The 23,632-nt window shown below is 38.6% G+C and carries 19 protein-coding genes and 1 other RNA gene; 9 read left to right on the top strand and 11 right to left on the bottom strand.

From position 1 onward, the window contains the following. The first annotated feature begins 58 nt into the window (after nucleotides 1-58). The 3 genes from CER18_RS02025 (at nucleotide 59) to ligA (ending at nucleotide 4,892) form a co-directional block, all read left to right on the top strand. A complete protein-coding gene (locus tag CER18_RS02025; protein WP_100128444.1) occupies nucleotides 59-952 on the top strand; it encodes an outer membrane protein assembly factor BamD in 894 nt (297 codons plus the stop codon). 6 nt (nucleotides 953-958) lie between these two features. After that, nucleotides 959-2,620, top strand: coding sequence for a DNA repair protein RecN (gene recN, locus CER18_RS02020; protein WP_100128443.1), 1,662 nt, complete (start codon nucleotides 959-961; stop codon nucleotides 2,618-2,620). 112 nt (nucleotides 2,621-2,732) lie between these two features. Then, nucleotides 2,733-4,892 carry an NAD-dependent DNA ligase LigA gene (ligA, locus tag CER18_RS02015; protein ID WP_100128442.1) on the top strand — a complete coding sequence of 720 codons (2,160 nt, stop codon included), beginning with the start codon at nucleotides 2,733-2,735 and terminating at the stop codon, nucleotides 4,890-4,892. 260 nt (nucleotides 4,893-5,152) lie between these two features. Here the strand turns inward: ligA and CER18_RS02010 are convergent, their stop codons facing one another. The 3 genes from CER18_RS02010 to CER18_RS02000 are packed head-to-tail and all read right to left on the bottom strand — an operon-like array spanning nucleotide 5,153 to nucleotide 8,478. Continuing rightward, nucleotides 5,153-6,979: an aminopeptidase P family protein gene (locus CER18_RS02010; protein ID WP_100128441.1), complete on the bottom strand. Its 1,827-nt coding sequence runs from the start codon at nucleotides 6,977-6,979 to the stop codon at nucleotides 5,153-5,155. A gap of 17 nt (nucleotides 6,980-6,996) precedes the next feature. Continuing rightward, complete coding sequence (locus CER18_RS02005; protein WP_100128440.1) at nucleotides 6,997-7,866, bottom strand: 50S ribosomal protein L11 methyltransferase; 870 nt, start codon at nucleotides 7,864-7,866, stop codon at nucleotides 6,997-6,999. 30 nt (nucleotides 7,867-7,896) lie between these two features. Then, nucleotides 7,897-8,478, bottom strand: a complete 582-nt coding sequence (locus CER18_RS02000) for an SCO family protein (RefSeq protein WP_100128439.1) — start codon at nucleotides 8,476-8,478, stop codon at nucleotides 7,897-7,899. A gap of 141 nt (nucleotides 8,479-8,619) precedes the next feature. Here CER18_RS02000 and CER18_RS01995 point away from each other — a divergent pair, with 141 nt between their 5' ends. Continuing rightward, the gene (locus tag CER18_RS01995) at nucleotides 8,620-9,261 is read left to right on the top strand and encodes a DapH/DapD/GlmU-related protein (RefSeq protein ID WP_100128438.1); all 642 of its coding nucleotides are present in this window, start codon (nucleotides 8,620-8,622) and stop codon (nucleotides 9,259-9,261) included. 32 nt (nucleotides 9,262-9,293) lie between these two features. Here CER18_RS01995 and CER18_RS01990 read toward each other — a convergent pair whose 3' ends face one another. From CER18_RS01990 to ssrA, 5 genes are all read right to left on the bottom strand, one after another. Next, nucleotides 9,294-11,630, bottom strand: coding sequence for an ATP-dependent helicase (locus tag CER18_RS01990; RefSeq protein WP_100128437.1), 2,337 nt, complete (start codon nucleotides 11,628-11,630; stop codon nucleotides 9,294-9,296). Between the two features lie 108 nt (nucleotides 11,631-11,738). Beyond that, a complete protein-coding gene (locus CER18_RS01985) occupies nucleotides 11,739-11,990 on the bottom strand; it encodes a ribbon-helix-helix domain-containing protein (protein WP_100128436.1) in 252 nt (83 codons plus the stop codon). Between the two features lie 10 nt (nucleotides 11,991-12,000). After that, the gene (locus CER18_RS01980; protein WP_100128435.1) at nucleotides 12,001-12,183 is read right to left on the bottom strand and encodes a DUF4169 family protein; all 183 of its coding nucleotides are present in this window, start codon (nucleotides 12,181-12,183) and stop codon (nucleotides 12,001-12,003) included. An 8-nt stretch (nucleotides 12,184-12,191) separates the two neighbouring features. After that, on the bottom strand, nucleotides 12,192-12,737 hold the full coding sequence (locus CER18_RS01975; RefSeq protein ID WP_100128434.1) for an SspB family protein: 546 nt from the start codon (nucleotides 12,735-12,737) through the stop codon (nucleotides 12,192-12,194). Between the two features lie 170 nt (nucleotides 12,738-12,907). Continuing rightward, nucleotides 12,908-13,264: a transfer-messenger RNA gene (gene ssrA / locus CER18_RS01970) on the bottom strand. A 96-nt stretch (nucleotides 13,265-13,360) separates the two neighbouring features. On the opposite strand from ssrA, the gene CER18_RS01965 reads away from it, so the two are divergent. Continuing rightward, nucleotides 13,361-13,666, top strand: coding sequence for a DUF2853 family protein (locus CER18_RS01965; RefSeq protein ID WP_100128433.1), 306 nt, complete (start codon nucleotides 13,361-13,363; stop codon nucleotides 13,664-13,666). A 74-nt stretch (nucleotides 13,667-13,740) separates the two neighbouring features. On the opposite strand, the gene CER18_RS01960 is transcribed toward CER18_RS01965, so the two are convergent. The 3 genes from CER18_RS01960 to CER18_RS01950 all read right to left on the bottom strand — a co-directional run bounded on the left by CER18_RS01960 (nucleotide 13,741) and on the right by CER18_RS01950 (nucleotide 19,833). Beyond that, on the bottom strand, nucleotides 13,741-15,048 hold the full coding sequence (locus tag CER18_RS01960; RefSeq protein ID WP_100128432.1) for an MFS transporter: 1,308 nt from the start codon (nucleotides 15,046-15,048) through the stop codon (nucleotides 13,741-13,743). A gap of 685 nt (nucleotides 15,049-15,733) precedes the next feature. Further along, complete coding sequence (locus tag CER18_RS01955; protein ID WP_100128431.1) at nucleotides 15,734-17,041, bottom strand: MFS family transporter; 1,308 nt, start codon at nucleotides 17,039-17,041, stop codon at nucleotides 15,734-15,736. Between the two features lie 1,454 nt (nucleotides 17,042-18,495). Next, nucleotides 18,496-19,833 (bottom strand): MFS family transporter, encoded by a 1,338-nt coding sequence (locus CER18_RS01950; protein WP_280951558.1) that lies wholly within the window; start codon nucleotides 19,831-19,833, stop codon nucleotides 18,496-18,498. A gap of 190 nt (nucleotides 19,834-20,023) precedes the next feature. Between CER18_RS01950 and CER18_RS01945 the strand changes: the two genes are divergently transcribed. The 4 genes from CER18_RS01945 to hflC all read left to right on the top strand — a co-directional run bounded on the left by CER18_RS01945 (nucleotide 20,024) and on the right by hflC (nucleotide 23,529). Continuing rightward, complete coding sequence (locus tag CER18_RS01945; RefSeq protein WP_100128505.1) at nucleotides 20,024-20,818, top strand: thymidylate synthase; 795 nt, start codon at nucleotides 20,024-20,026, stop codon at nucleotides 20,816-20,818. Continuing rightward, complete coding sequence (locus tag CER18_RS01940) at nucleotides 20,815-21,324, top strand: dihydrofolate reductase (RefSeq protein WP_100128430.1); 510 nt, start codon at nucleotides 20,815-20,817, stop codon at nucleotides 21,322-21,324. Before CER18_RS01945 ends, CER18_RS01940 begins: the two co-directional genes overlap by 4 nt. 121 nt (nucleotides 21,325-21,445) lie before the next feature. Next, nucleotides 21,446-22,591 (top strand): FtsH protease activity modulator HflK, encoded by a 1,146-nt coding sequence (gene hflK, locus CER18_RS01935; protein ID WP_100128429.1) that lies wholly within the window; start codon nucleotides 21,446-21,448, stop codon nucleotides 22,589-22,591. 2 nt (nucleotides 22,592-22,593) lie between these two features. After that, nucleotides 22,594-23,529 carry a protease modulator HflC gene (gene hflC, locus CER18_RS01930; RefSeq protein WP_100128428.1) on the top strand — a complete coding sequence of 312 codons (936 nt, stop codon included), beginning with the start codon at nucleotides 22,594-22,596 and terminating at the stop codon, nucleotides 23,527-23,529. The last annotated feature ends 103 nt before the right edge of the window (nucleotides 23,530-23,632 follow it).

The raw sequence follows: 23,632 nt of genomic DNA, 5'->3' as shown, positions 1-23,632 counted from the left end.
AAACTTTTAACAAATTATTTTTGCTACAAGGTGATATTCTCTGGAGGCTGGAAAGACTATGAAAAAATCTCATGTGTGCATTAGAAATATAGCATATAGAAAATCTAATGTTGTACGCAGGATATTGGGGGTGGTGCTTTTAGGAAGCACTTGTGTGTTAGCGGGATGTCTCTTTAAAGAGAAAAATACCCTTGATCCATCTGCTTATGTTTTGAAAATAGATCCACCAGATGTTCTCTATAATCAGGGGCTTGCTAGCCTTGAGAGTGGGCGGCTTGCAGACGCAGCGAAAAAGTTTTTGAAAATTGAAAAACAGTACGCTTATACAGATTGGGGCCGTAAATCTTTAGTCATGGGTGCTTTTACAAATTATCGACTTGGAAAGTATGATGATGCAATTAGTATGGCTCAACGCTATATTACTCTTTATCCAGGGTCTACTGACTCGGCTTATGCGTACTATATCATTGGTCTTTCTTCTTTCCGTCGGATTCCTGATGTTACGCGTGATCAACGTGATACGAAACGTGCTATTGCTGCGATGCAGCTCCTTATAGAGCGTTATCCGAATTCTGAATATGTCAAGGATGCTAAGGATAAAATACGTTTCGGGCGCGAACAGTTGGCTGGTAAAGAAATGCAGATTGGCCGTTATTATGAAGAGGGGCGGCGCTATCTTGCTGCAAGTAGACGGTTTCGCACCGTCGTTGAAGAGTATTCCGATACAAATCAAATTGAAGAAGCGCTTTTCCGTTTAACAGAAGTTAATCTTGCTCTCGGTTTAACGGCGGAAGCACAGACGGCAGCAGCTATTTTAGGACGTAATTATCCCAAAAGTGAGTGGTATAAATTTTCTTATAATCTCTTGCAGAAGAATAAAATAGTGCCACATGAGCATAAATCTTCTTGGATCTCAAATGCTTTAGGTGGTGATAAGAAGAGGGTACGTTGATTCTCTATGCTGATACAGCTTTCGATTCATAATATTGTTTTGATCGAAACGCTCGATATTCATTTTGCGGCGGGGTTGACGGTTTTAACTGGTGAAACAGGGGCGGGAAAATCTATTCTCCTTGATGCTTTGTCGCTTGCCCTTGGAGGGCGGGGGGATGCTTCGCTTGTGCGTCATGGTACTGACCGTGGGCAGGTTACGGCTGTTTTTGATGTCCCTATTTCACATCCTGCACGTCAGCTTATTCGTGAGAATGGTCTTGATGAGGAAGGCGATATCATTTTACGGCGTGTGCAATCAAGTGATGGGCGCAGTCGTGTCTTTATTAATGATCAGGTGGCTAGTGTTTCCTTGATGCGGAGTGTTGGCCGTCAGTTGGTTGAAATTCATGGACAGCATGATGATCGTGCGCTTGTTGATGTTGCTGCACATCGCCAATTATTAGATGCTTTTGGCGGGCTTGAAGATGAAGTAGAAAATTTGCGCCAGTGTTATCGGGTATGGCATGAATGTGAAGAGCGTTTGCAACAACAGCGTCTTAAAGTAGAAAATGCAACGCGTGAGATGGATTATCTGCGTGCGTGTGTGCAAGAACTTGAAAAGCTTGATGTTCAAGTTGGTGAAGAAGATGCCCTTTCTCTTCGCCGTTCAGATATGCTTAAATTAGAAAAAATAGCGACGGATATTAAAGAAGCGGATGATCTTTTAAGTGGTCAAAAATCGCCAATTCCGGTGCTTTCTAATTTGGTAAGGCGCTTGGAGCGGAAAATTCCTGAGGCAGAGGAGCTGATTGCTCCTGTGGTGAAATCTATCGATGATGCATTGCATGCTCTTGCAACAGCACAGGAGGGAATTGAGGCGGCAATGCGGGCATTGGATTTTGAACCTGATGAATTGGAACGGATAGAAGAACGCCTTTTTACGCTTCGTGGTTTTGCTCGTAAATATCAGGTCTGTGCAGATGAATTGGTTCAGTTGCGCGATAAAATGGATGCTGAACTTACGGATTTTGAAGAGGCTCAGAACACGTTGACACGTTTTGAAGATGAGGCAGAGCAGGCAAAGAAAAATTATGATACATTGGCAGAAGTCTTAACGATAAAGCGTCGAGAAACAGCAAAGCATTTATCTGAAAGTGTTATGGCTGAATTGCCAGCATTGAAGTTAGAAAAGGCAGAATTTATTGTTGAAATGCAGACTGATGTTGAAAGGCGAAATGCAGAGGGGTGTGATCGTATTGAATATTGGGTTCGAACAAATCCTGGAACACGGGCTGGTCCCATGCTGAGTGTGGCTTCTGGCGGTGAATTATCTCGTTTTTTACTAGCATTAAAGGTTGTGTTATCTGATCGTGGATCTGCTCCCACGCTGATTTTTGATGAAATTGATACAGGCGCTGGGGGCGCTGTTGCTGCAGCTATTGGGCAGCGGTTGCAGCGTTTGTCGGAAAAGATTCAGGTTTTTGCTATTACACATGCCCCCCAAGTCGCGTCAAAAGCGCATAATCATTTTCTTATTTCAAAGATTGAGAGTGACGATAAAGGGCGCTTTGTTACGGCTATTCATAAAATGGAAGAGCATGAGCGTGCAGAAGAAATTGCTCGTATGTTGGCAGGAGAACAGATTACTGAAGAAGCACGGGCTGCTGCTCAGAAGCTTCTTGCCTAGTCATCATTGGAAAAAGGTAAAAAGATTGACGAGCATGCTTTCATTTGAATTCACTTCATGATGAAAGAGTTGAGATTTTTATGGCTATAGCCCACCATTTGGAATAGATTTTATGAACAAGGACGGAATTAAAAACCTCACGGTAGTTGAAGCAGAAAGTGAATTAGAGTGGTTGGCAAAAGAGATTGCACGTCATGATGTGCTTTACAATCGTGACGATCAGCCTGAAATTTCTGATGCAGAATACGATGCTTTACGTCGTCGTAATGCAGAAATTGAAGCGCTCTTTCCTGAACTTGTTCGCATAGATTCTCCTTCACATAAAATTGGAGCATCGGTTTCAGAAAAGTTTGAAAAATCTGTTCATGCACAGCCTATGCTTTCACTTGATAATGCTTTTAATGCTGCAGATGTTACTGAATTTGTTGAGCGTATTCGTCGTTTTTTACGGCTTCCAGAAACACAAGTGTTGGAAATAACAGCAGAGCCAAAAATTGATGGTTTGTCGTTGTCTTTGCGTTATGAAAAGGGGCGGCTTGTGCGTGCAGCAACGCGAGGGGATGGAACTGTTGGTGAAAATGTGACGGCGAATGCTCGAACAATTGTTGATATTCCAAAAGTTTTGCAAGGCAAAATTCCTGATATTCTTGAGGTACGTGGTGAAGTTTATATGGGACGGGAAGATTTCCAAGTACTTAATAGGAGTCAACAGGAAGGAGGAAAATTAACTTTTGCTAATCCTAGAAATGCTGCGGCTGGTTCACTCCGTCAACTGGATTCGCGGATAACTGCTAGTAGAAAGCTGCAATTTTTTGCTTATGCTTGTGGTGAAGTGAGTGAAATATTTGCAGAAAGTCAAATGGAGATGATGAAAAAGCTCAAAGAATATGGCTTTATTATCAATCCATTGACAAAAGTTTTTAAGACAATAGAAGAAATTATTTCCTATTATCGTGATATCGAAGAACGTCGTCATTCTTTAAACTATGATATTGATGGTATTGTTTATAAGGTTAATGATTTGATGCTCCAAAAGCGCTTGGGGTTTGTTTCTCGTTCACCGCGTTGGGCAATAGCGCATAAATTTCCAGCAGAAAAAGCGATAGCGCTTTTGGAAGCTATTGACATTCAAGTCGGTCGTACGGGAGCTTTGACGCCTGTTGCACGTCTTACGCCTATTACTGTTGGTGGGGTGGTGGTGACCAATGCCAGTTTGCATAATGAGGATTATATTAAGGGAATTGGTCATAAAGGAGAACTCATTCGTGAAGGGCGCGATATTCGTATAGGCGATACGGTGATTATACAACGGGCTGGTGATGTCATTCCTCAAATTGTTGATATTATTTTGGAAAAACGCCCAAAAGACTCTTCTGCTTTTGTTTTTCCTCATCTCTGCCCTGCTTGTGGCAGCCATGCTGTTCGTGAAGTGGGAGAAGCTGTGCGTCGATGTACAGGTGGGCTTATTTGTCCTGCACAGGCGATTGAGCGTATTCGTCATTTTGTTGCGCGCAATGCTTTTGATATTGAGGGCTTGGGTAAAAAACAGGTGGAGTTTTTTTTCCATGTTCAAGATGAGGCACTTTGTATTCATACACCAGCCGATATTTTTACTTTAGAACGGCGCCAGGAAAAGTCTTTGATACGTTTGGAAAATATGGAAGGGTTTGGGACTGTTTCAGTTCGGAAATTGTATGATGCCATTAATGCTCGCCGCGAAATTCCTTTAAGCCGTTTTTTGTTTGCATTGGGAATTCGTCATGTTGGAGAGGTGAATGCACGTCGCCTTGCACGAGCTTATCAAAATTATACAGCCTTTGAAACTGCGGCGATGGAAGCACTTATGCCATGTGAGCAGGATAATAAAGAAGGCAATGAAGCTTGGATAGAGCTTACCAATATCGAAGGAATTGGACCACAGGTAGGCAGCGCAATTATTGATTTTTATCAAGAAGCACATAATCGTGAGGTTTTGGCTGTTTTGCTTGAAGAAGTAACCCCTCTCGATGAGGAGCCTGCTTTGGCAGCATCTTCACCAATAGCGGAGAAGACAATTGTTTTTACAGGAACTTTAGCGCATATGTCACGCGATGAAGCAAAAGCATTGGCAGAGCGATTAGGGGCCAAAACATCTGGTTCACTTTCTAAAAAAACAGATCTTCTTGTTGCAGGACCTGGAGCGGGATCAAAATTGACTAAAGCACAAGAATTAGGTGTTGAGGTTATCGATGAAGAGGCTTGGCTACAACTGATTGAGGAACATAATGTTTAGGGAGATGACCCTCAAGCATGAAGAATATGCTCGTCTTTATTTTTCTCATTAGATGCAATTTATTGGTTTTGAAAGTTCATTTATAATTATTTTTTTATGCTGTAAAATATTGTGTTATCAAGATAAATTTCCTTATCAAGATAATAAGCTAATGAGGAAATGTTTTGAAGATTTCCTCGTGTTCAGTGCACATTTTTGCTTGGAAAAAAGCAGGGGTGTGCGTGTTAGAAAGCGTTAAAAAATATTTTTGTGCTTTTTACTTAAAGGGGCATTGTTGCTTCTTTCGCCCATTCCTTTTCTTCTTCATTAAGGTAGGGTGCATTCATCTGATAAACACGCGCATGATAATCATTGAGCCATTGTTGCTCTTCTTGTGTCAAAAGCTCTGAGAGGATGAGCCTTCGATCAATGGGGCAATTCGTGAGTGTTTCAAACGAGAGCATTTCTTTTTCTCCATCAGCAATTCTTTGTGCTGGTTTTACAATGAGTAAATTTTCAATACGAATACCAAAAGCACCTTCACGATAATATCCAGGTTCATTAGAAACAATCATTCCAGGGATGAGTTCTTGGCATCCTCTACATGAAATATTTTGTGGTCCTTCATGAACAGAGAGATAAGAACCAACACCATGCCCCGTGCCATGGGCGTAATCAAAACCGGCTTTCCACAAGGCAATGCGCGCTAGAACATCAATATCTTGTCCGCGTGTTCCTTTTGGAAAGCAAGCGGTTGAAAGAGCAATCATGCCTTTAAGAACCAGAGTAAAACAGCGTTTTTCTTCTTCTCCAATATTCCCAATTGCTACCGTACGTGTGACATCTGTGGTGCCATCACGGTATTGTCCACCTGAATCCACAAGGTAAAGTTCACCAGCTTTGAGTTGTTTATTGGTTTCATTTGTTACACGGTAATGGATGATCGCTCCATTTGCACCTGCTGCTGAGATTGTATCAAAAGAGAGATCTTCAAGTTTTTTTCCCATATTTTCTGCCGTATTTATGCGAAATTCTTCTAATTTCTGAGCAGCAGAAATTTCATTGATTGTGCCTGGTGTTTGTTTGTCTAACCAAGCAAAAAAACGGGTAAGAGCAACACCATCGCATAGATGTGCTTCCCGCGCACCTTCCAATTCCGTGTTATTTTTAATGGCACGGGGTAGAGCAGCAGGGTCAGTTAGTGTGATAAAAAATTTTCCATCCTCTTCAAGTACAGTGCGTAACTTTTCGCATGTTAACTGTGGATCTAAGGCAAAAATCATACCTTTTTGATTATAATCTTTGATCTTTACAATAAATTGTTCTGGTTCATATAATTTTGCATACCGTTCCAGATATTGTTTTTGTTCTACACCAAGCTTTTTGCTATCAATGAATAAGGCTGGTGTTTCTTCTATGGGTATCAGGGCAAAACAAAGAGAAAAAGGTGTATTGGAAACGTCATTGCCACGTATATTGAATATCCATGCAATAGAAGAGGGATCTGTAAAAATAAAAACATCTGCACAGGCTTGGTGTATGTCTTTGCGAATTAAAGATAGTTTTTCATCACTCTCCCATCCTGCATATTGAAGAGGATGAATCGATAAAGCAGATTGTGGTGATGGTGGTTGATCATGCCAAATAAGGTCAACGAGGTTTTGTTGAACTGCGATCAGCTTTCCAGCTGTTTTTATTTCTAAGGATTTTCTCAATGCATCTGTAGCGGCAATGGTGTGGAGCCATGGATCAAAGCCAATAGAAAGCTGTTTTCCATTTTTTTCAAGCCATTGTGAGGGAGGACACGTTATAAGATCTTCATATTCAAAAATATGAGGATCAGTTTGTTGGCGAACTTGGAGTTTATAGCGTCCATCTGTAAAGATAATCGCTTTATTTTTTAAAATAAGAGCGATCCCTGCTGATCCAGTAAAGCCAGTAAGCCAGCTCAGGCGTTGAGCATGAGGGGGAACATATTCTCCTTGATGTTCATCGCTGCGTGGAACCAGAAAACCATCGAGCCCAAGACGATCGAGTTCTTTACGAAGAGAGGAAATACGCCCGAAGGCATGGGTGGGGTTTGTTGTTGTTTCAAAAGATTGATACATAACAACGTCCTTTTTATTTATTTAAGATGTATCGTAACCCATTCTTGACGGTGGTATGTTTCAATGTGTTTCAGCCCCTGTTTTACATAAGCTTTCAATACAGAATCGTGTTGTTCTTCAAGAATTCCAGAGAGTACAAGTGATCCACCTTTTTGAAGGAGTTGAGCCATTTCTGGTGCAAGTTCAATAAGTGGATTGGCAAGGATATTAGCAATGATGAGATCAAAGGGTGCACGTGATGCAATTTCATCATGGGCAAAACCTGTTGCTGTAATTGCCGTAATATATTTTTCTACGCCATTGAGCGCAATGTTGTGTTGAGCAACTTTGATAGCGATTGGATCAATATCAGATGCAAGTATAGCAATGGGTTTAAGCTTTGCTATGCCAATGGCTAAGACCCCACTGCCTGTTCCAAGATCAAGGGCATTTTTTGGATTTTCATGTTGCATTATTTTGGCAATCATTTCCAAACAACCCGCAGTTGTTCCATGATGTCCAGTTCCAAAAGCTTGATTTGCATCAATTTCAATAGGGAGAACATTTGCAGGAATGGCATTTCGGTTATGATTTCCATGAAGGAAAAAAGGGCCGGCATGGACTGGTTTTAGTCCTTCTAGACTTTTTTGTACCCAGTCAATATTGGGCAAAATTTCACGGTTAATTTTATCAGGATCTATAGAAAGGATTTGTGCAAAACGTTTCGAAACACGCTCTTGATTATCTTGATCAATATACAGAGAAAGCTCATAGACAGCATTCTTGTCATCTATTTCTACGAGAGCCAAAGGATACCCTTCTTCGTCAAAAGCTGTCTCTATAAGGGCGTAAAATCGTTCTGCTTCATTCTTTAAAGCAGTATAATAGAGGCGAATCTGCTGTGACATCTTGTTCTTTCTTTATAATCGGCTTTTTATTTAGTTTGAGACAAGTTTTTTGAGTCGTTCAATAGCAATTTCGTCTTTTAATTCATTATCGTCTTCTTTGGGGTCATAAGGAATAATACCAGCTAGTTTGCCACCTTTTTTGAGCAAAAAAATTGCTGCTGTATGATTATAAGTGTAATTTCCATCTGTATTAGGCACTTTTTCAGCAAAGATATTAAAGGAATCAACCATTTTATGAACTTTTTCAGGATCTCCGCTGATCCCAATAATTTTGTTAGTAAAATTACTGAGATATTCATGAAGCGCTTCCGGTGAGTCTCGTTCAGGATCAACAGTCACAAACCATTTTCCTAATTTATCCGCTTTTGGTCCAAGGGCTGTAAGCCATCGATCAAGATTCATTAATGTCGTAGGACAGATTTCAGGGCACATCGTAAAACCGAAGAAAATAATTGAAGGTTTACTGCGAACATCAGCTTGGGTAACAGTTTGTCCATTTGAATCGGTGAGAGTAAAGTCATCCCCTAAAGGTTTATTTATCAATGTATCATAAATAAAAATCCCCCCAAGAAATATAACTGTTAAGCTGAAGATGCGGATTACATTTTTCATAACTTGTCTTTCTTAAAAGTGCCCAAAAATTCTAGCATTGGCTGGTTTGTTTTGCAATGTTTGTTTCATGGTTGATTTTGTGGGTTTGGTTGGTATGTCTTTTCATATTTCTTGATAAAACAATTGATGGAAGACAATATTATGAATATTGAAAACGATCTTCGATTCCATGAAAGTAAACCGCGTATTCATACGACGGCGCGATTGCATGGTTGTAAATTAGGGCGCTATGTGGAAATTAATGAGCGGGTGATTTTGCGGGATGTAACTGTTGGGGATTTTTCTTATTTAGAACATAACAGTGAGGCTATTTATAGTGATATTGGGCGTTTTTGTTCTATTGCGTCGCATGTGCGAATGAATGCGTTGGAGCATCCCATGGAGCGTGTTTCAACCCATAAAATAACCTATCGTCCCAACGAATATTTTCGTTATAGGGCACTCGATCGTTCTTTTCGTGAAAGGCGGTGTGAAAAACGTGTTATCATTGGACATGATGTGTGGATTGGGCATGGAGCGGTTATTATGCCTGGGGTGACAGTTGGGCATGGGGCAATTATTGGAGCCAATGCTGTTATAACAAAAGATGTTATGCCTTATACGATTGTTGTTGGGGTTCCTGCTAAGAAATTGCGGATGCGTTTTCCCAATACTGTGATAGAAGATCTTTTAGATATGGCTTGGTGGGATTGGCCGCTTGATAAAATTTACAACGCATTACCTGATATGCAAAATTTACCCATTGAAGCTTTTGTTGGCAAATGGAAAGGACATTCAGAATAAAATGGTCTTTTGAAAAAATAGATTGTTTTTTGTTAAGCTTTGTCTACAAAATTATCCAGTACACGCTTTTCTCCAGCTTTTTCAAACATTATTGTCAATTTATGATCATCTATCGCTGTAATATGACCATAACCAAATTTTATGTGAAAAATTCGATCATTGATTGCAAAATTTGATGGTGCTTCAGAGACTGATTGAGCGATAACTTTCCCTTCAATATTTTTGTTTTTTTGTGCATGCCTTTGTCTTGGTGTTGCATAGTCATGATAAAAGAAATCATGATGTTGAAAGGAGGATTTTCCATAACCACCATAAGATGTTTCCATGGCTATGGCTTCTATATGTTCTGCTGGTAATTCATCTAGAAAACGGGAGGGAAGAGCAGATTGCCAAAGTCCGTGAACTCTGCGGTTGGAGACAAACCATATATGTAGATGTTTTTTTGCTCTTGTAAGTCCCACATAAGCAAGACGCCGTTCTTCTTCTAAGCCTGAGCGTCCCCCTTCATCTAATGAGCGTTGGTGGGGAAAGAGCCCTTCTTCCCAGCCTGGAAGAAAAACTGTTTCAAATTCAAGCCCTTTAGCAGAATGAAGTGTCATGATGTTGACTGCATCCATGTTTTCATTATTTTCTGTTTCCATAACCAGTGCAACATGTTCTAAAAAGCTTTGAAGATTTTCAAATTGTTCTATGGAACGGATCATTTCTTTAAGGTTCTCTAGTCGTGTGGGTGCTTCTGGTGAGCGATCTTCTAACCACATGGCTGTATAACCAGAATCGTCAAGGATGATCTCGGCAAGCTCTCTATGGGGCGTACATTGCAGCATATTTTGCCAGCGGCGGAAATTTTCAATAAGGCTTCTTAAAGCACTGCGTGCCTTAGGTTTTAGCTCATCTGTTTCAATGATATCAGCGGCAGCGGAAAAAAGAGAAACAGAACGTGCGCGCGCACTCTCATAAAGAATGCGCAGCGTTGCATCTCCTATGCCGCGTTTAGGTGTATTAATAATACGCTCAAAAGCTAAATCATCAGCAGGGTGGACAACAACACGTAAATAAGCCATAGCATCACGTATTTCCATTCGCTCATAAAAACGAGGACCACCAATGACTCGATAGTTAAGGCCAAGTGTTACAAAGCGATCTTCAAATTCACGCATTTGAAATGATGCACGTACTAATATAGCCATATGATTTAATGCATGACCGCTTTGTTGGGCGCGTTCGATTTCTTCTCCGATTGCTCGTGCTTCTTCTGCCGAATCCCATGCTGAATGAATTTTGACTTTTTCTTCCTCACTCTTTATTTGAGCAGAAAAAAGGACTTTGCCGAGCCTTTCTTCATTATGAGCAATCAGATGGGAGGCGGCTTTAAGAATATGGGATGTTGAGCGATAATTGCGTTCTAGACGAATAATTTTGGCGGAAGGAAAATCTTTTTCAAATCGTAATATATTCTCAACTTTTGCACCACGCCATCCATAAATAGATTGATCATCATCGCCAACACAGCAAAGATTAACATTTTGGCCTTGAGGATGTTGTGCCAAAAGGCGAAGCCAAAGATATTGTGCTGTATTTGTATCTTGATATTCATCAACAAGAATATAGCGAAATTGAGAATGGTATTCGCGAAGAATATCTGGATTGTGTTGGAAGATAGAGATAGAATGAAGCAGAAGATCGCCAAAATCACAAGCATTAAGATCTTTTAATCGATTTTGATAACTGCGATAAAGTTCGCGTCCCATGCCGTTGCCAAAGGAATGCGCCTCACTTTTTGAGATATGTCCTGGTGAAAGTCCTTGGTTTTTCCAAGAATCAATCATCATGGCAAGGTTTCGTGCGGGCCAACGCTTATCGTCTAAGCCTTCAGCTTGAATAAGCTGTTTTAAAAGTCGAAGAACATCATCGCTATCGAGAATTGTAAAGTTTCTTTTTAAATCAACAAGCTCTGCATGGCGGCGTAAAATTTTAGCACCAGTGGAATGAAAAGTGCCAAGCCAAGGCATCCCTTCAACAACTTCACCAATGAGTTCACCAATACGTATTTTCATTTCACGGGCTGCTTTATTGGTAAAAGTGACAGCAAGTATTTGTTGAGGAGAGGCAAGTCCAGAGCGCAGAATGTGAGAAATACGGGTCGTTAAAACGCGTGTCTTTCCAGTACCAGCACCGGCAAGAACTAAAAGAGGTCCCTCAGTATTCATAACAGCTTGCTGTTGTTCTGGATTAAGTTGTTCTAAATAGTCTCTGCTATATGATTTTTTCTCTTTGAGAACAGGGAAAGAAGTCCCAGAGTTTTTCTCATCATGGGTTGGGGGGGTATCCTCTTCAAAGAAAGGTATGTGATCGGAAAAATTATTCATTATACCTTTTTTGTAATCTTTTTTTTATTAAAGTGCTAGGTTTAAAAAACTTTTCTTTTAAAAGCTACAATCTTAATTGAACGAGAGATGTTACAACAAAAGCAAGTATTAAAGACGTTTTGTCAGAATACTTTGAAGGGCGTAAACGCGTAGCGAGGCTGAAAGATTGACTTGTTGAGGTCTTTGGCTATCAATGTCAGTGATGATAAAAGCTAAAGATTGTCCTTTTTTGCGGGCTATATCTTTAAGAATATCTAAAAATGGTGGTTCTAAAGAGACACTTGTTGCGTGTCCATCAACACGAACAGATATCTTTTGTGGCGTGACTTTTGACCAATCAATAGAATTACGTTCGTTCATTTTTTCCCTTTTATTCGTCGTTTCGTAAACGATTTTGATCGAGAAATCTTTGCGTTTTGAAAGATTTTTGTTGCTCGAAAAGCTTTTCAGTTTTTGTTCGTCCAAAACGATAGCGATTTTCTTCAGCATGAAGCGCTTTTTCTGCACGCTTTTTTTGTTTTCGAAATTGGCGAAGATTTATTGGTTCAGTCATGAGAAAATTTATTTCTTCCGAAAAGAATCTAAAGAGACAACATCAGCACTTTGTTTTGTATCGTTATTTAAAGGTTCTTTGTTGGTCGTGAGATTTTGTTCTTTTGTGGGCGTATTTTCTTTTTTTTGTTTGTTTGATAGAGTGATGGGTGCAGAAGGGGTATCTTCTGAATCTTCATTTTCTACAGAGGGAAGTTTTGAAGGGAGATCAAATGCTGCTTCAAACGCTGCTACAGGATCGTAAAAGACTTGAATGGAAGTAAAAGGAATTACAAGTTTTTCGGTAATTTCCCTGAAAGAAAGGGTTACTTCGAAGGCTGTTTCTGAAACACTGAGATCCCTAAACTGATGTTGCAAGACGATCGTCATTTGTTCAGGATAGCGATTTTTTAGCCGAGAAGAAATTTTAACGCCTAGAGCATTTGTAAAAAAAGTTATAAAAAAGTGATGATTTCCTGGAAGTCCTGCTTTAGCAACTTCCGATAAAACTTTACGGATAACTCCACGAAGCGCATCCTGAACGAGAATATCGTAACGGATTTGATCTTTAACCATCGAAGTTTATTCCTTTTATTTCACGTAGCAGAATGGGTCTATTGATATTGTGTAAGAGAATTCATTTAAAAACGAGCAGTATTTTGTCTACGAGCTACCTCATTGAATCGAAAAAACACGAAAAATAATGTCTGATAATGTCTGAAAGATCAAACAATAACATTTTAAAAAGTGAAGGCTTCTGTTGCCAGGTGCCTTCCAACCCCGCTTAAACCTGCGACGGTTTAAGAGTCAATTTGAAACATTCACACTGCCTTAAGCAGCGAGACGTGCTTCCGCATAGTTGTCATTTGCAACTACTCATTTAGCCCGATAACGGTGGTACAATGCCGAGTAAAAGAGCGATCTTTACACCCTTGTCGATCCTATTTCGCCCCCACCAAAATATAATTTTGGTTGTTTATACTTTGGTGGAGGCGCCGGGTACCGCCCCCGGGTCCAATAGGTTTATTTCACCGTCCATTTATTACCATAGCTGGAAAGCCAGCCCTTTAAATATAGATGAAGAACAGTCTTAGGAAAAGGGGGGGTTGTTAATATTTTTAATCCTCTAATTATTTATGGAGCTATATGAGGCGGCTGTAAAGTGCAGCCGTTCATTTTTGGAGAGGAGATGATGCAAAATGACAAATACTCTAGCAGATATTAAACACTATGATTCAAACCCCGATGCAGCAGCCGTTGAACGACTTGAGCATCGTTTAGCTTTGGTGATGAAAAAGCAGGATGCAGCACTTGTTGCGACATCGGATCCAAAAGAGTTAGAACGTGTTGAAAAATGGGTTCAAGATGTTTTAGAAGCTGATGAGCAGAGTGCTAAAATGGCGGTTTCAAAAGTTGCTCAGATGATGGCTGGAGAGCGTCGAAAAAGTCGTATAACTTTTTATTATTTAGTCGCTAAGGAACTCAATGCACTTCATAAAATTTAGACACTATTAAAAATTTACGATAATGATAAAAAAGCCCAATTTCTTGGGCTTTTTGTTTATGTTTATAGAGTGTGTTAATGTTTTTCATCGTCTTGGAGATATCCTCCCTTACGCATACTTGGAACAAAAAGAAGCGCAATGAAAGCCATGATCATCACGATGGTTATGTAAAAGTAAAAGAGTGATTCATGACCATACTTCTTTAGTCCAAGCGCGACGTATTCAGCAGAACCGCCAAATAAGGCATTACCAATGGCATGAGAGATGCTAACGCCTAATGCCCGTACTGAAGCTGGGAACATAGCTGATTTTACCACACCAGAGATAGATGTATACATGCTCATAATAAAGAGCAAGCCAATAATAACGCATACAGCAACCCATATACTATGGGTGTTACCGATTATCCAAAGTCCAGGGAAGGTAAAGATGGCAGAAAGTATACTCCAAATGATGAGTAAAGTTTTTGTTCCAATTTTATCGGCGATGATACCTGCTATGGGTTGGAACAGGATGAAGATAAATAGTACAGCTGTCATAATCGTTGTGGCTGTATGTTTATCAAAGCCGGTGGTTGTGATCAGATATTTCTGCATATAAGTCGTAAAGGTGTAAAATGTGAGTGATCCTCCTGATGCAAAGCAGGCAATCACGACAACGGCTTTTGTATGTTTGGTGAGAAGTTCCTTAAGACTACCAGAGTGTTTGTGAGAGCGGCTTTCTTTCGTGGTTGTTTCGTGGAGGGCACGACGTAGATAAATCGCAATGAGTGCTCCAAACCCACCAATCACAAAAGGAATACGCCATCCCCATGCTTTTAACTGATCTTCAGAAAGATAAGATGCTAGAATAAATATAATGAAACTGGCAAGAAGCTGACCTGTAATAAGGGTGGCTGATTGAAAAGAAGCAAAAAGCCCACGATGCTTTTTTAAGGCAACTTCACTCATATAAGTGGCTGCTGTACCGTATTCACCCCCCGCTGAAAGGCCTTGCATCATTCGCGCTAAAAGGAGAAGGATCGCTGATGTTATTCCCAAGGTTTCATAGGTGGGAAGTATGGCAATGAAAAAAGAGCCACCACACATCATAAAAATGGATACAAGCATTGAGCGTTTACGTCCATAACGATCGGCGACAAATCCTAAAAACCAAGCGCCAATAGGGCGCATAAGAAAGCCAATAAAAAATACCCCCGCTGTTTTCAACAGTGGCGTAATCGTATCACCATCTGAAGGAAAAAATTGTGATGCAAAATAAATCGATGCAAATGAGTAAACGTAAAAATCATACCATTCTACGAGATTTCCTGATGCGCTTGCTATAATAGCAAAAACGCGTTTTCTTGCATCCTGTGATGCTGAAATTGTTCCATTTTCCATGAGTTGTTCCCCTTGTGGATTTATTATCCATATTTTCTAAACTTAATTCTTTACGATTTTCAGAAAAATTCAAGTGTATAATAGTTATTTTTTATGAAAAATATTTAAAATAATATTTTTTAAATTTTAGCTGTTTATTATATATTATATATAGCTTTATTAATGTTTTTAATATTTATATTATGTTATAATAATGTATAAAATAAATTATAAAGTTCTTTTAACAATATTCAATGAAATTTTTATTGTATATATCCAACTTTTATTACGATAAATCATTAATTATAAATTGTTTACAAAAATAAACTAAATTTTTACTTTAAATAATTCATAGATATGTAATTTTATTAATTTATTAAATAATTTTACCCATAGACTAATTCTTCTTATGCATTGCAAGAGGTATCGTTGTGAGGGGGCTTATATAAAAGGGTGAAAATGAGGAGATTTTGCGGTGTTGAGGTTTTTTATTTGATATATAAAACAGTAAATAATAATTAAATCAATATGTTATAAGAATGACCCTTGAAAATCATAGAAGGTATTCTGTAATTTTTCATTATTGAGAGTTAGCTTCATCGTTGAAAGTACGATAACGAAATGGGTTTTAATATAAAAAATTAAGTTGTTGGGTAAATAATGATAAAAAAGCCCAATTTCTTGGGCTTTTTTCCAGTCAATAAATTTAATGAAGGTGGTCTTTATCGAGATATCCTCCTTTATCTATATCAGGCATAAGGAGAATAGATATGAAGGCAATAATCATCATTCCAACGATATAAAAAAAGAAAACAGATTCGTATCCCATATTTTTTAGTCCAAGTGCTACATATTCAGCAGAACCGCCAAAGAGTGCATTACCGATGGCAAAAGCAAATCCAACACCAATTGCTCGGATTGAAGCAGGGAATAATTCTGCTTTTATGATACCTGCGATAGATGTATAAAAACTCATAACACAGAGTATTCCAATAATGATGAAGAGCGCTGTCCATGGATTATGAGCATTTCCAATCATTTTAAGCACAGGAATGGTGCAGATAATGGATAAGACACTCCAAATAATGAGTGAAGCTCTTGCTCCAATTTTATCGGCGAGAGAACCTAAAAGGGGTTGGAATAACACAAAAATAAAGAGGGCAGCCGTCATTATCGTTGTTGCAGTTTGTTTATCAAAGCCAGTGGTTGTGATAAGATATTTTTGCATGTAAGTGGTATATGTATAAAATGTGAGTGATCCACCCGCTGTAAAACCAACAACTAAAAAGAATGCTTTTTTATGATTGCGAAAAAGCTCCCTAAGACTACCGGCGTGTTGTTCAGAGCGGCTTTTGAGGGTTGTTGTTTCATGAAGCAAGCTTCGAAGATAAATTGAAACGATTGCTCCAAAGCCACCAATGACAAAAGGAATACGCCATCCCCACGCTTTTAACTGATCTTCGTTAAGGTAAATGGCTAAAATAAATATTATAAAACTTGCGAGAAGTTGACCTGAGATCGTTGTTGCATATTGAAAAGAAGCAAAGAGCCCACGACGATTTTTAGGGGCAACTTCGCTCATATAAGTAGCTGCTGTACCATATTCACCGCCAACGGAGAGTCCTTGAAACATACGGACTAAAAGGAGAAGAAATGCTGCTGTTATTCCTAAGGTTTTATAGGTAGGAAGTATAGCAATGAGAAAAGAACCTCCACACATCATAAAAATAGAAATAAGCATTGAGCGTTTACGTCCATAGCGATCAGCAATGAAGCCAAAGAGCCATGCTCCAATTGGACGCATAAGAAAGCCAATAAAAAATATTCCTGCAGTTTTTAACAGTTGTGTAACAATATCTTCATCTTCAGGAAAAAATTGTGATGCAAAATAAACCGATGCAAAGGAATAAGCATAAAAGTCATACCATTCTACGAGATTTCCTGATGCACTGGATATGATAGCAAAAATACGTTTCCTTGTATCATGTGGATCTAAAGTTGCTTGGTTATTCATGAAGTATTCCCCTTTTAGATAAATAAATTTTCTGTTTGTTAAATTTGTTGACAATGTATAGCATAAAAATGCAATTGTATCATGATAATTTATTAGGAACACACTTTAATAAAACTTGTGATACTTTTAATTTTTTAAGGTATTTTATTTTTAATGAAACAACATAAATAATATTTATATTAATATATGTTATTTTTATATTATCAGTGAATAAATAAATTAAATTTTGATTGAATTATTGTATGGAGCATAACTTAAATTATACTTTTGGTAAGCATAAAATAGAATTTTATTTTATGATTATATCCTTTTGTATAGCCTAAAAACTTGAAATGGTAAAAGAATGAACTTGCAACTTAAAGTTCAGAGGTTTTCGTGTAAGATTTTCTCTCGAGTGATCAATACTGTTTTGAACTTATGGTGTATTGCATAAATCGTGTGCTTTTGGTTATCTTTTAAGGAAAGATTGTTTTTTTGTTTCATTGTGAATTATTTGCATACGAGAGCGTTTGCGAGGATATGATATTCTTTGTTTTATAGGCTTGATCTTGTTTCGTAAAATGGCGTTACTGCCGATTACATGCGAGATTGATGTATGTGTAAAATCTTTTTATGAATCATCTTAAATATCAAGGGAGTATGAAAAATTAAGGGCGCTATAAATAGTATAGCGCTAACAAATAGGATAATGATAGCGTGTTTTGCATTTTTATTAAGCTAAAGATTGTGGTTTACAATGTTACGCAGTCTTTGAGCTATTGAAACGGTTCATAAGGGGTATTTTTAGGCTTTTCTCGTACAGTTTTATCCGCATGGCTTTTCCCTTACTTGTAATGTGTCAGCGAATGGTTTTGATTGATTCAACATAAAACAAACTTGAAATGGAAAATCCTACGCTCCACAGGGTTTTAGTTAAAGTTGAATGATGCTAGATATATTATTATAAATCAATGTGTTGTGTAATATTTATACTGTATATGCGCTTTATCATTATGCCATTCATGGGGGCTATCGTGAAATGGGCTTGAGTATATTTGAGAAATATTTCTTCAAAAAGTGCAAGAATTCATAACATAGTGGTATTTTCTATTTTTCATGGGGCTTTGTTTTGTATGTTGGGCTACTAAAGAACGTATTAAACAAAAGCATGAGATAATGTGTCATTTATTATTGATAAAATTTCTTGAAAGATGATCGTTTGGCTTCGATTTTGATGAGGAATAGAAATATTAAAATAAAACAAATGCTTCTTAGCTTCAGTGAACTCAATTCAGCTCAAGAAGTATCTCTTCATAACGATATAAAGCCGTTTATTGTGATAAGCGATCTATACAGGAGAGAAAATTTCTTCTTTAGAGTATTTGAAAGGATAAAAATAAAAAATTGTAAACTTTAATTTTTGTAGAACAGATATAAAAAAAGCCCAGAATACTGGGCTTTTTTAACACCAAAAGTTAATGAATGTTGTCCCCTTGTAAATATCCTTTTTTGCGAGCATCGGGCATCAAGAGAACTGCAACGAATGCAATAATCATCATGCCAGTTATATAAAAATAGAAGATAGATCCGTGTCCAAGATCTTTTAATCCAAGTGCTACGTATTCAGCAGAACCACCAAACACTGCATTGGCAATAGCATAAGAGAGTCCAACACCTGTTGCTCGCACTGAAGCGGGAAACATTTCTGATTTTACAATACCAGAGATGGACGTATAAAAGCTCATAATGCATAGCATTCCAATAATGACTGATAGAGCAATCCATGTTTTATCAGTATTACCAATCACATGAAGTCCAGGAATTGTAAAGATAATAGACAAAACACTCCAAATAAGGAGTGAAGTTCTTGTTCCAATTTTATCAGCCATAAAACCAAATGCAGGTTGAAGTAACATGAAAACAAACAGTGCAACTGTCATGATTGTTGTTGCAGTATGTTTGTCAAAGCCGGTGGTTGTGATCAGATACTTTTGCATATAAGTTGTATAGGTATAAAATGTGAGCGATCCCCCTGCTGTAAAGCCAACAACTAGAAAAAAAGCTTTCCTGTGATTGCGTAGCAGCTCTAAAAGACTACCAGCTTGCTTTTTAGAACGATTTTCTTCTGTGGTTGTTTCATGAAGTGTGCGGCGGAGGTAAATTGCAACAATTGCGCCGCATCCACCAATGGCAAATGGAATACGCCATCCCCACGCTTTTAGTTGATCCTCTGTGAGATAAAGGGCGAGAATAAATATAACGAGACTGGCTAGAAGTTGTCCACCGATTAATGTGGTATATTGAAAAGAGCTAAAAAATCCACGGCGGTTTTTGAGGGCAATTTCGCTCATATAAGTGGCTGTCGTACCATATTCACCCCCGACAGAAAGTCCTTGAAGCATTCGGAGTAAAAGCAAAAGAATTGCTGCTGCCATTCCTATCGTTTCATAAGTAGGAAGTATGGCGATTAAGAAAGAACCTCCACACATCATAAAAACAGAAATAAGCATTGAGCGTTTACGTCCATAGCGGTCAGCAATAAACCCAAAGAGCCACCCACCGATTGGGCGCATAAGAAAACCAATAGCAAAGACACCAGCGGCCTTTAAAAGTTGTGCAACGACATCGCCGTCTGAGGGAAAAAATTGTGATGCAAAGTAAATGGATGTAAAAGAATAGACATAAAAATCATACCATTCTACTAGATTACCTGATGCACTGGACACAATAGCCCAGATACGTTTTCTTGTATCATGTGGTGCTAAAGCTTCTTGTTTTTCCATATTCGCTTCCTTCATTTCACGTTCATCCATTTTCGTTCATTATCCCTCTATGTTATTTTCTTAGAAGCTGTCTATAGTATTTTATCTTTTACATCAAAATTTTAGTCAGATCATGATAATTTCTTGTGTAAGATGTTTTTGGAAAAAGATTTGAATTATGTTTATAGGGATTTTACAGTTTTTATTTTCTATAATGAAAAGAATCGGACATAATAGCCCTATGAAATCATATCTTGCTCTTTTATCTCATGTTTTAAATCAGGGTATTGATCGGATAGATCGAACGGGTGTTGGGACGCGATCTATTTTTGGGTATCAGATGCGCTTTGATTTACAAGCGGGATTTCCATTGTTAACAACAAAAAAGTTACACTTACGTTCAATTATTTATGAACTTTTGTGGTTTCTTAAAGGCGATACAAATATTACGTGGTTGAAAGAGCATGGTGTCTCTATTTGGGACGAATGGGCTGATGAAAAGGGAGATCTTGGTCCTGTTTATGGATATCAGTGGCGTTCTTGGCCTGCTCATGATGGACGCCATATTGATCAAATTAATAATCTTTTAAAGATGATTAAGGAAAAGCCAGATTCTCGTCGCTTGATTGTATCAGCTTGGAACCCCGCATTAATAGAAGAAATGGCTTTGCCTCCGTGTCATTGTCTTTTTCAATTTTACATTGCTGAGGGTAAATTGTCCTGTCAGCTTTACCAGCGTTCAGCGGATATTTTCTTAGGGGTTCCATTTAATATTGCGTCCTATGCATTGTTAACGATGATGATTGCGCAAGTCAGTGGCCTTAAAGTGGGTGATTTTATTCATACGCTGGGAGATGCTCATCTTTATTCTAATCATTTTGAACAGGCAAAACATCAACTATCTCGTATACCAAATGCTTTGCCATGTATGCGCATAAATCCAGCGGTAACGGATCTTTTTTCTTTTAAATTTGAGGATTTTGAATTGCTTAATTATGAAGCGCATTCTCATATTAAAGCGCCGGTAGCAATATGACGATCTCTATTTGTTTAATTGCTGCTGTTGCAGAAAATGGTGTTATTGGTCGTGAAGGTGCGATGCCTTGGCATTTATCAACAGATTTGCAACGCTTTAAGGCGTTGACGTTGGGTAAGCCCATTATAATGGGGCGAAAAACTTGGGATTCTATCGGAAAACCTTTACCAGGGCGCACGAATATCGTCATTACGCGCGATTGTACCTTTAGTGCTGAAGGGGCTGTTGTTGCGCACTCTTTATCACAGGCTTGTTCTCTTGCAACAAGCGTTGCTTCTCAAAATGACCTAGAGGAGATTTTTATTATTGGAGGGGGTGAAATTTTTCAACAAGGGTTTCGTCTTGCTGATAAAATATTTCTTACAGAAGTTTTAGCTTCTATAGAAGGTGATTGTTTTTTTCCTATTGTTGATAAAGAAAAGTGGACTATTGTGCAAACACAAGATATTCCAAAAGGAGAAAAAGATAGCCATCCGACACGTTTTGTTGTTTATGAGCGGAAATAGTTTTTTGTAATATGAAGTGGAAAGGGTTTATCAGTTGCGTGATTAGAGATAAGAGGAACCCTATAAGCTTTAAGTGTAGGGTCGGTATTTGAATGAATGGTAGTCAGTTAAAGAGGTGATAATGCCCTGGACAAATCAAAATGGTGGTGGCCCTTGGAGTGGCGATAAAAACAAGAACAATGGTGACAAAAAAATATCCGCTAAGAATCTTTTTGGTTCTGGTGGCAATAATGGTGGCGGAAGTGGTCCCAATCTTGATGATATTTTGCGTAAAGGACAGGATCAGTTTAAACAATTTAATCGAGGAGGAGCTTTTATTTTGTTCCTTCTGCTTGCTGTGTGTTTTTTCCTTTACAAGTCACTTTATATTGTCCAACAAAATGAGCAAGCGGTAGAATTGCGTTTCGGTGTGCCTAAGGAAGGAATTATCGGTGATGGTTTGCATTTTCATTTTTGGCCAATTGAGACTTATATGAAAGTGCCTTTAACGGAAAAAACAATTGCAATTGGTGGGCAGCCTGGACAGAGACAACAAAGTGAAGGTTTGATGCTGTCGAGTGATCAAAACATTGTGAATGTCAATTTTTCTGTTTACTATCGCATTTCACAGCCAGGACAGTTTTTATTCAATGTAAATGATCAAGAAGGAACTGTTCGTCAGGTTGCTGAAAGTGCAATGCGAGAGGTCATTGGTTCAAGACCTGTTGATGATGTTTTACGCGATAAAAAAGAAGAAGTTGCTAATGATGTGAGAAAGATTACTCAGTTGACTGTAGATAAGTATCAACTCGGGGTCGAGATAAGTCGTGTATCGATCAGTGAAGCAGCTCCTCCTACCAAAGTTGCTGCGGCGTTTAATTCTGTTCAGCAGGCAGAGCAGGAACGGGGACGAATGATTGAAGAAGGAAATCGTGTGCGTTTTACGAAGATTGGTTTAGCAAATGGTGAAGCTTCCCGTACACGGGAAATCGCAAAAGGTGAAAAAGCACAAATGGTTGAAGAGGCAACGGGGCGTGCTGAACGTTTCCAAGCCATAGCCCGTGAGGCTGCAATTTCGCCAGAAGCGGCGCGTTACCGTCTTTATATGGAGACGATGGGGCGTATTTTTTCTTCACCAAATAAATTGGTGCTTGATCAAATTAATTCTCCTGCGGTGCCTTATCTTCCTTTGAATGAATTGCTGCGTAATAATTTATCAGAAAAAGCAAAAATAAAATCAGCACGTTCCACATCGCTCTTGGATTATCAGACTTCTGGAGGACGTTAATAATGCAGCAGTCTCGTTTTTTGTTTGTTTTTAGTACTATAATGATTCTTTTAGTTGTTTTGGGGATGTCATTTTTTATTGTTTATCCTCGTCAACAAGTCGCCATTAAGCGTTTTGGACAAATCGTTAAGGTAGAGTCTAATCCTGGAATTTATTTTAAAATGCCCTTTTTGGATAAGATGATTGTGGTGGATAATCGGTTGTTGCGTTACGATGTTCCTACGCAATCTGTGCAAGTTCGTGGGGGCGCTTATTACGAAGTGGATGCGTTCTTTATTTATCGTATTACAGATCCTAAATTGTTTTTACAGCGGATTGCTTCAGGGCGCCCGCAAATTGCTGCACGTGAAAATCTTGCACCACGCTTTATTGACGCTTTGCGGGCTGTTTATGGTAAGCGAGAATTTAAAGCAGCCTTATCGGATGAACGAGGAGCAATGATGGCTGAGGTCCAAAAGCAATTTTCTATAGATGCAGGTTCACTGGGTATTAGGATTGTTGATGTGCGTATTCGAAAAACCGATTTAACAGATGCTGTTTCAGAAGATGTTTACCGACAAATGGCAGCAGAACGGGAAGCAGCTGCCGAAAATATTCGGGCTCGAGGTCAACAAGAGCGAGATCGTATTGTAGCAGAAGCAAATCGTGAATATGAAGAAATTGTGGCTGCTGCAAAGCGTGATGCTGAAATTACGCGCGGTGAAGGACAGGCTGAAAGTATTCGCATTTTATTAAATGCACGAGAAGCTAATCCATCTTTTTATGATTTTTGGTTAGCGATGGAACAGTATAAGAATTTAGAGAAAACTCCGATGGTGATTTCACCAAATGAGGATTTCTTTTTTTATTTTCGAAATTCTTCGCAAGCAAAGAAAAGACTTTCATCAACAATGAGTCCTAGTTTGAATAAAACTGATTCAAAGTCCAGTGGAGAATAGGATGAAACAATGTGTGGAGGATACGCGTATGAAAAGTATGCTCTATCGTTGCTTGTTTTTATGATGGATGTAAGAGAATGTTAAGCCATACTGATTTTGCATA

It is taken from the genome of Bartonella tribocorum (assembly GCF_002777915.1).
GTDB lineage: Bacteria > Pseudomonadota > Alphaproteobacteria > Rhizobiales > Rhizobiaceae > Bartonella > Bartonella tribocorum_A.
Note: the sequence above shows the minus strand (reverse complement) of the source record. Positions and strands in the feature narration are given on the sequence as shown.

Coding starts and splice junctions, on each gene's coding strand:
- CER18_RS02025 (WP_100128444.1), top strand. CDS start 59: ATGAAAAAATCTCATGTGTGCATTAGAAATATAGCATATAGAAAATCT.
- recN (WP_100128443.1), top strand. CDS start 959: ATGCTGATACAGCTTTCGATTCATAATATTGTTTTGATCGAAACGCTC.
- ligA (WP_100128442.1), top strand. CDS start 2,733: ATGAACAAGGACGGAATTAAAAACCTCACGGTAGTTGAAGCAGAAAGT.
- CER18_RS02010 (WP_100128441.1), bottom strand. CDS start 6,979: ATGTATCAATCTTTTGAAACAACAACAAACCCCACCCATGCCTTCGGG.
- CER18_RS02005 (WP_100128440.1), bottom strand. CDS start 7,866: ATGTCACAGCAGATTCGCCTCTATTATACTGCTTTAAAGAATGAAGCA.
- CER18_RS02000 (WP_100128439.1), bottom strand. CDS start 8,478: ATGAAAAATGTAATCCGCATCTTCAGCTTAACAGTTATATTTCTTGGG.
- CER18_RS01995 (WP_100128438.1), top strand. CDS start 8,620: ATGAATATTGAAAACGATCTTCGATTCCATGAAAGTAAACCGCGTATT.
- CER18_RS01990 (WP_100128437.1), bottom strand. CDS start 11,630: ATGAATAATTTTTCCGATCACATACCTTTCTTTGAAGAGGATACCCCC.
- CER18_RS01985 (WP_100128436.1), bottom strand. CDS start 11,990: ATGAACGAACGTAATTCTATTGATTGGTCAAAAGTCACGCCACAAAAG.
- CER18_RS01980 (WP_100128435.1), bottom strand. CDS start 12,183: ATGACTGAACCAATAAATCTTCGCCAATTTCGAAAACAAAAAAAGCGT.
- CER18_RS01975 (WP_100128434.1), bottom strand. CDS start 12,737: ATGGTTAAAGATCAAATCCGTTACGATATTCTCGTTCAGGATGCGCTT.
- CER18_RS01965 (WP_100128433.1), top strand. CDS start 13,361: ATGACAAATACTCTAGCAGATATTAAACACTATGATTCAAACCCCGAT.
- CER18_RS01960 (WP_100128432.1), bottom strand. CDS start 15,048: ATGGAAAATGGAACAATTTCAGCATCACAGGATGCAAGAAAACGCGTT.
- CER18_RS01955 (WP_100128431.1), bottom strand. CDS start 17,041: ATGAATAACCAAGCAACTTTAGATCCACATGATACAAGGAAACGTATT.
- CER18_RS01950 (WP_280951558.1), bottom strand. CDS start 19,833: ATGGATGAACGTGAAATGAAGGAAGCGAATATGGAAAAACAAGAAGCT.
- CER18_RS01945 (WP_100128505.1), top strand. CDS start 20,024: ATGAAATCATATCTTGCTCTTTTATCTCATGTTTTAAATCAGGGTATT.
- CER18_RS01940 (WP_100128430.1), top strand. CDS start 20,815: ATGACGATCTCTATTTGTTTAATTGCTGCTGTTGCAGAAAATGGTGTT.
- hflK (WP_100128429.1), top strand. CDS start 21,446: ATGCCCTGGACAAATCAAAATGGTGGTGGCCCTTGGAGTGGCGATAAA.
- hflC (WP_100128428.1), top strand. CDS start 22,594: ATGCAGCAGTCTCGTTTTTTGTTTGTTTTTAGTACTATAATGATTCTT.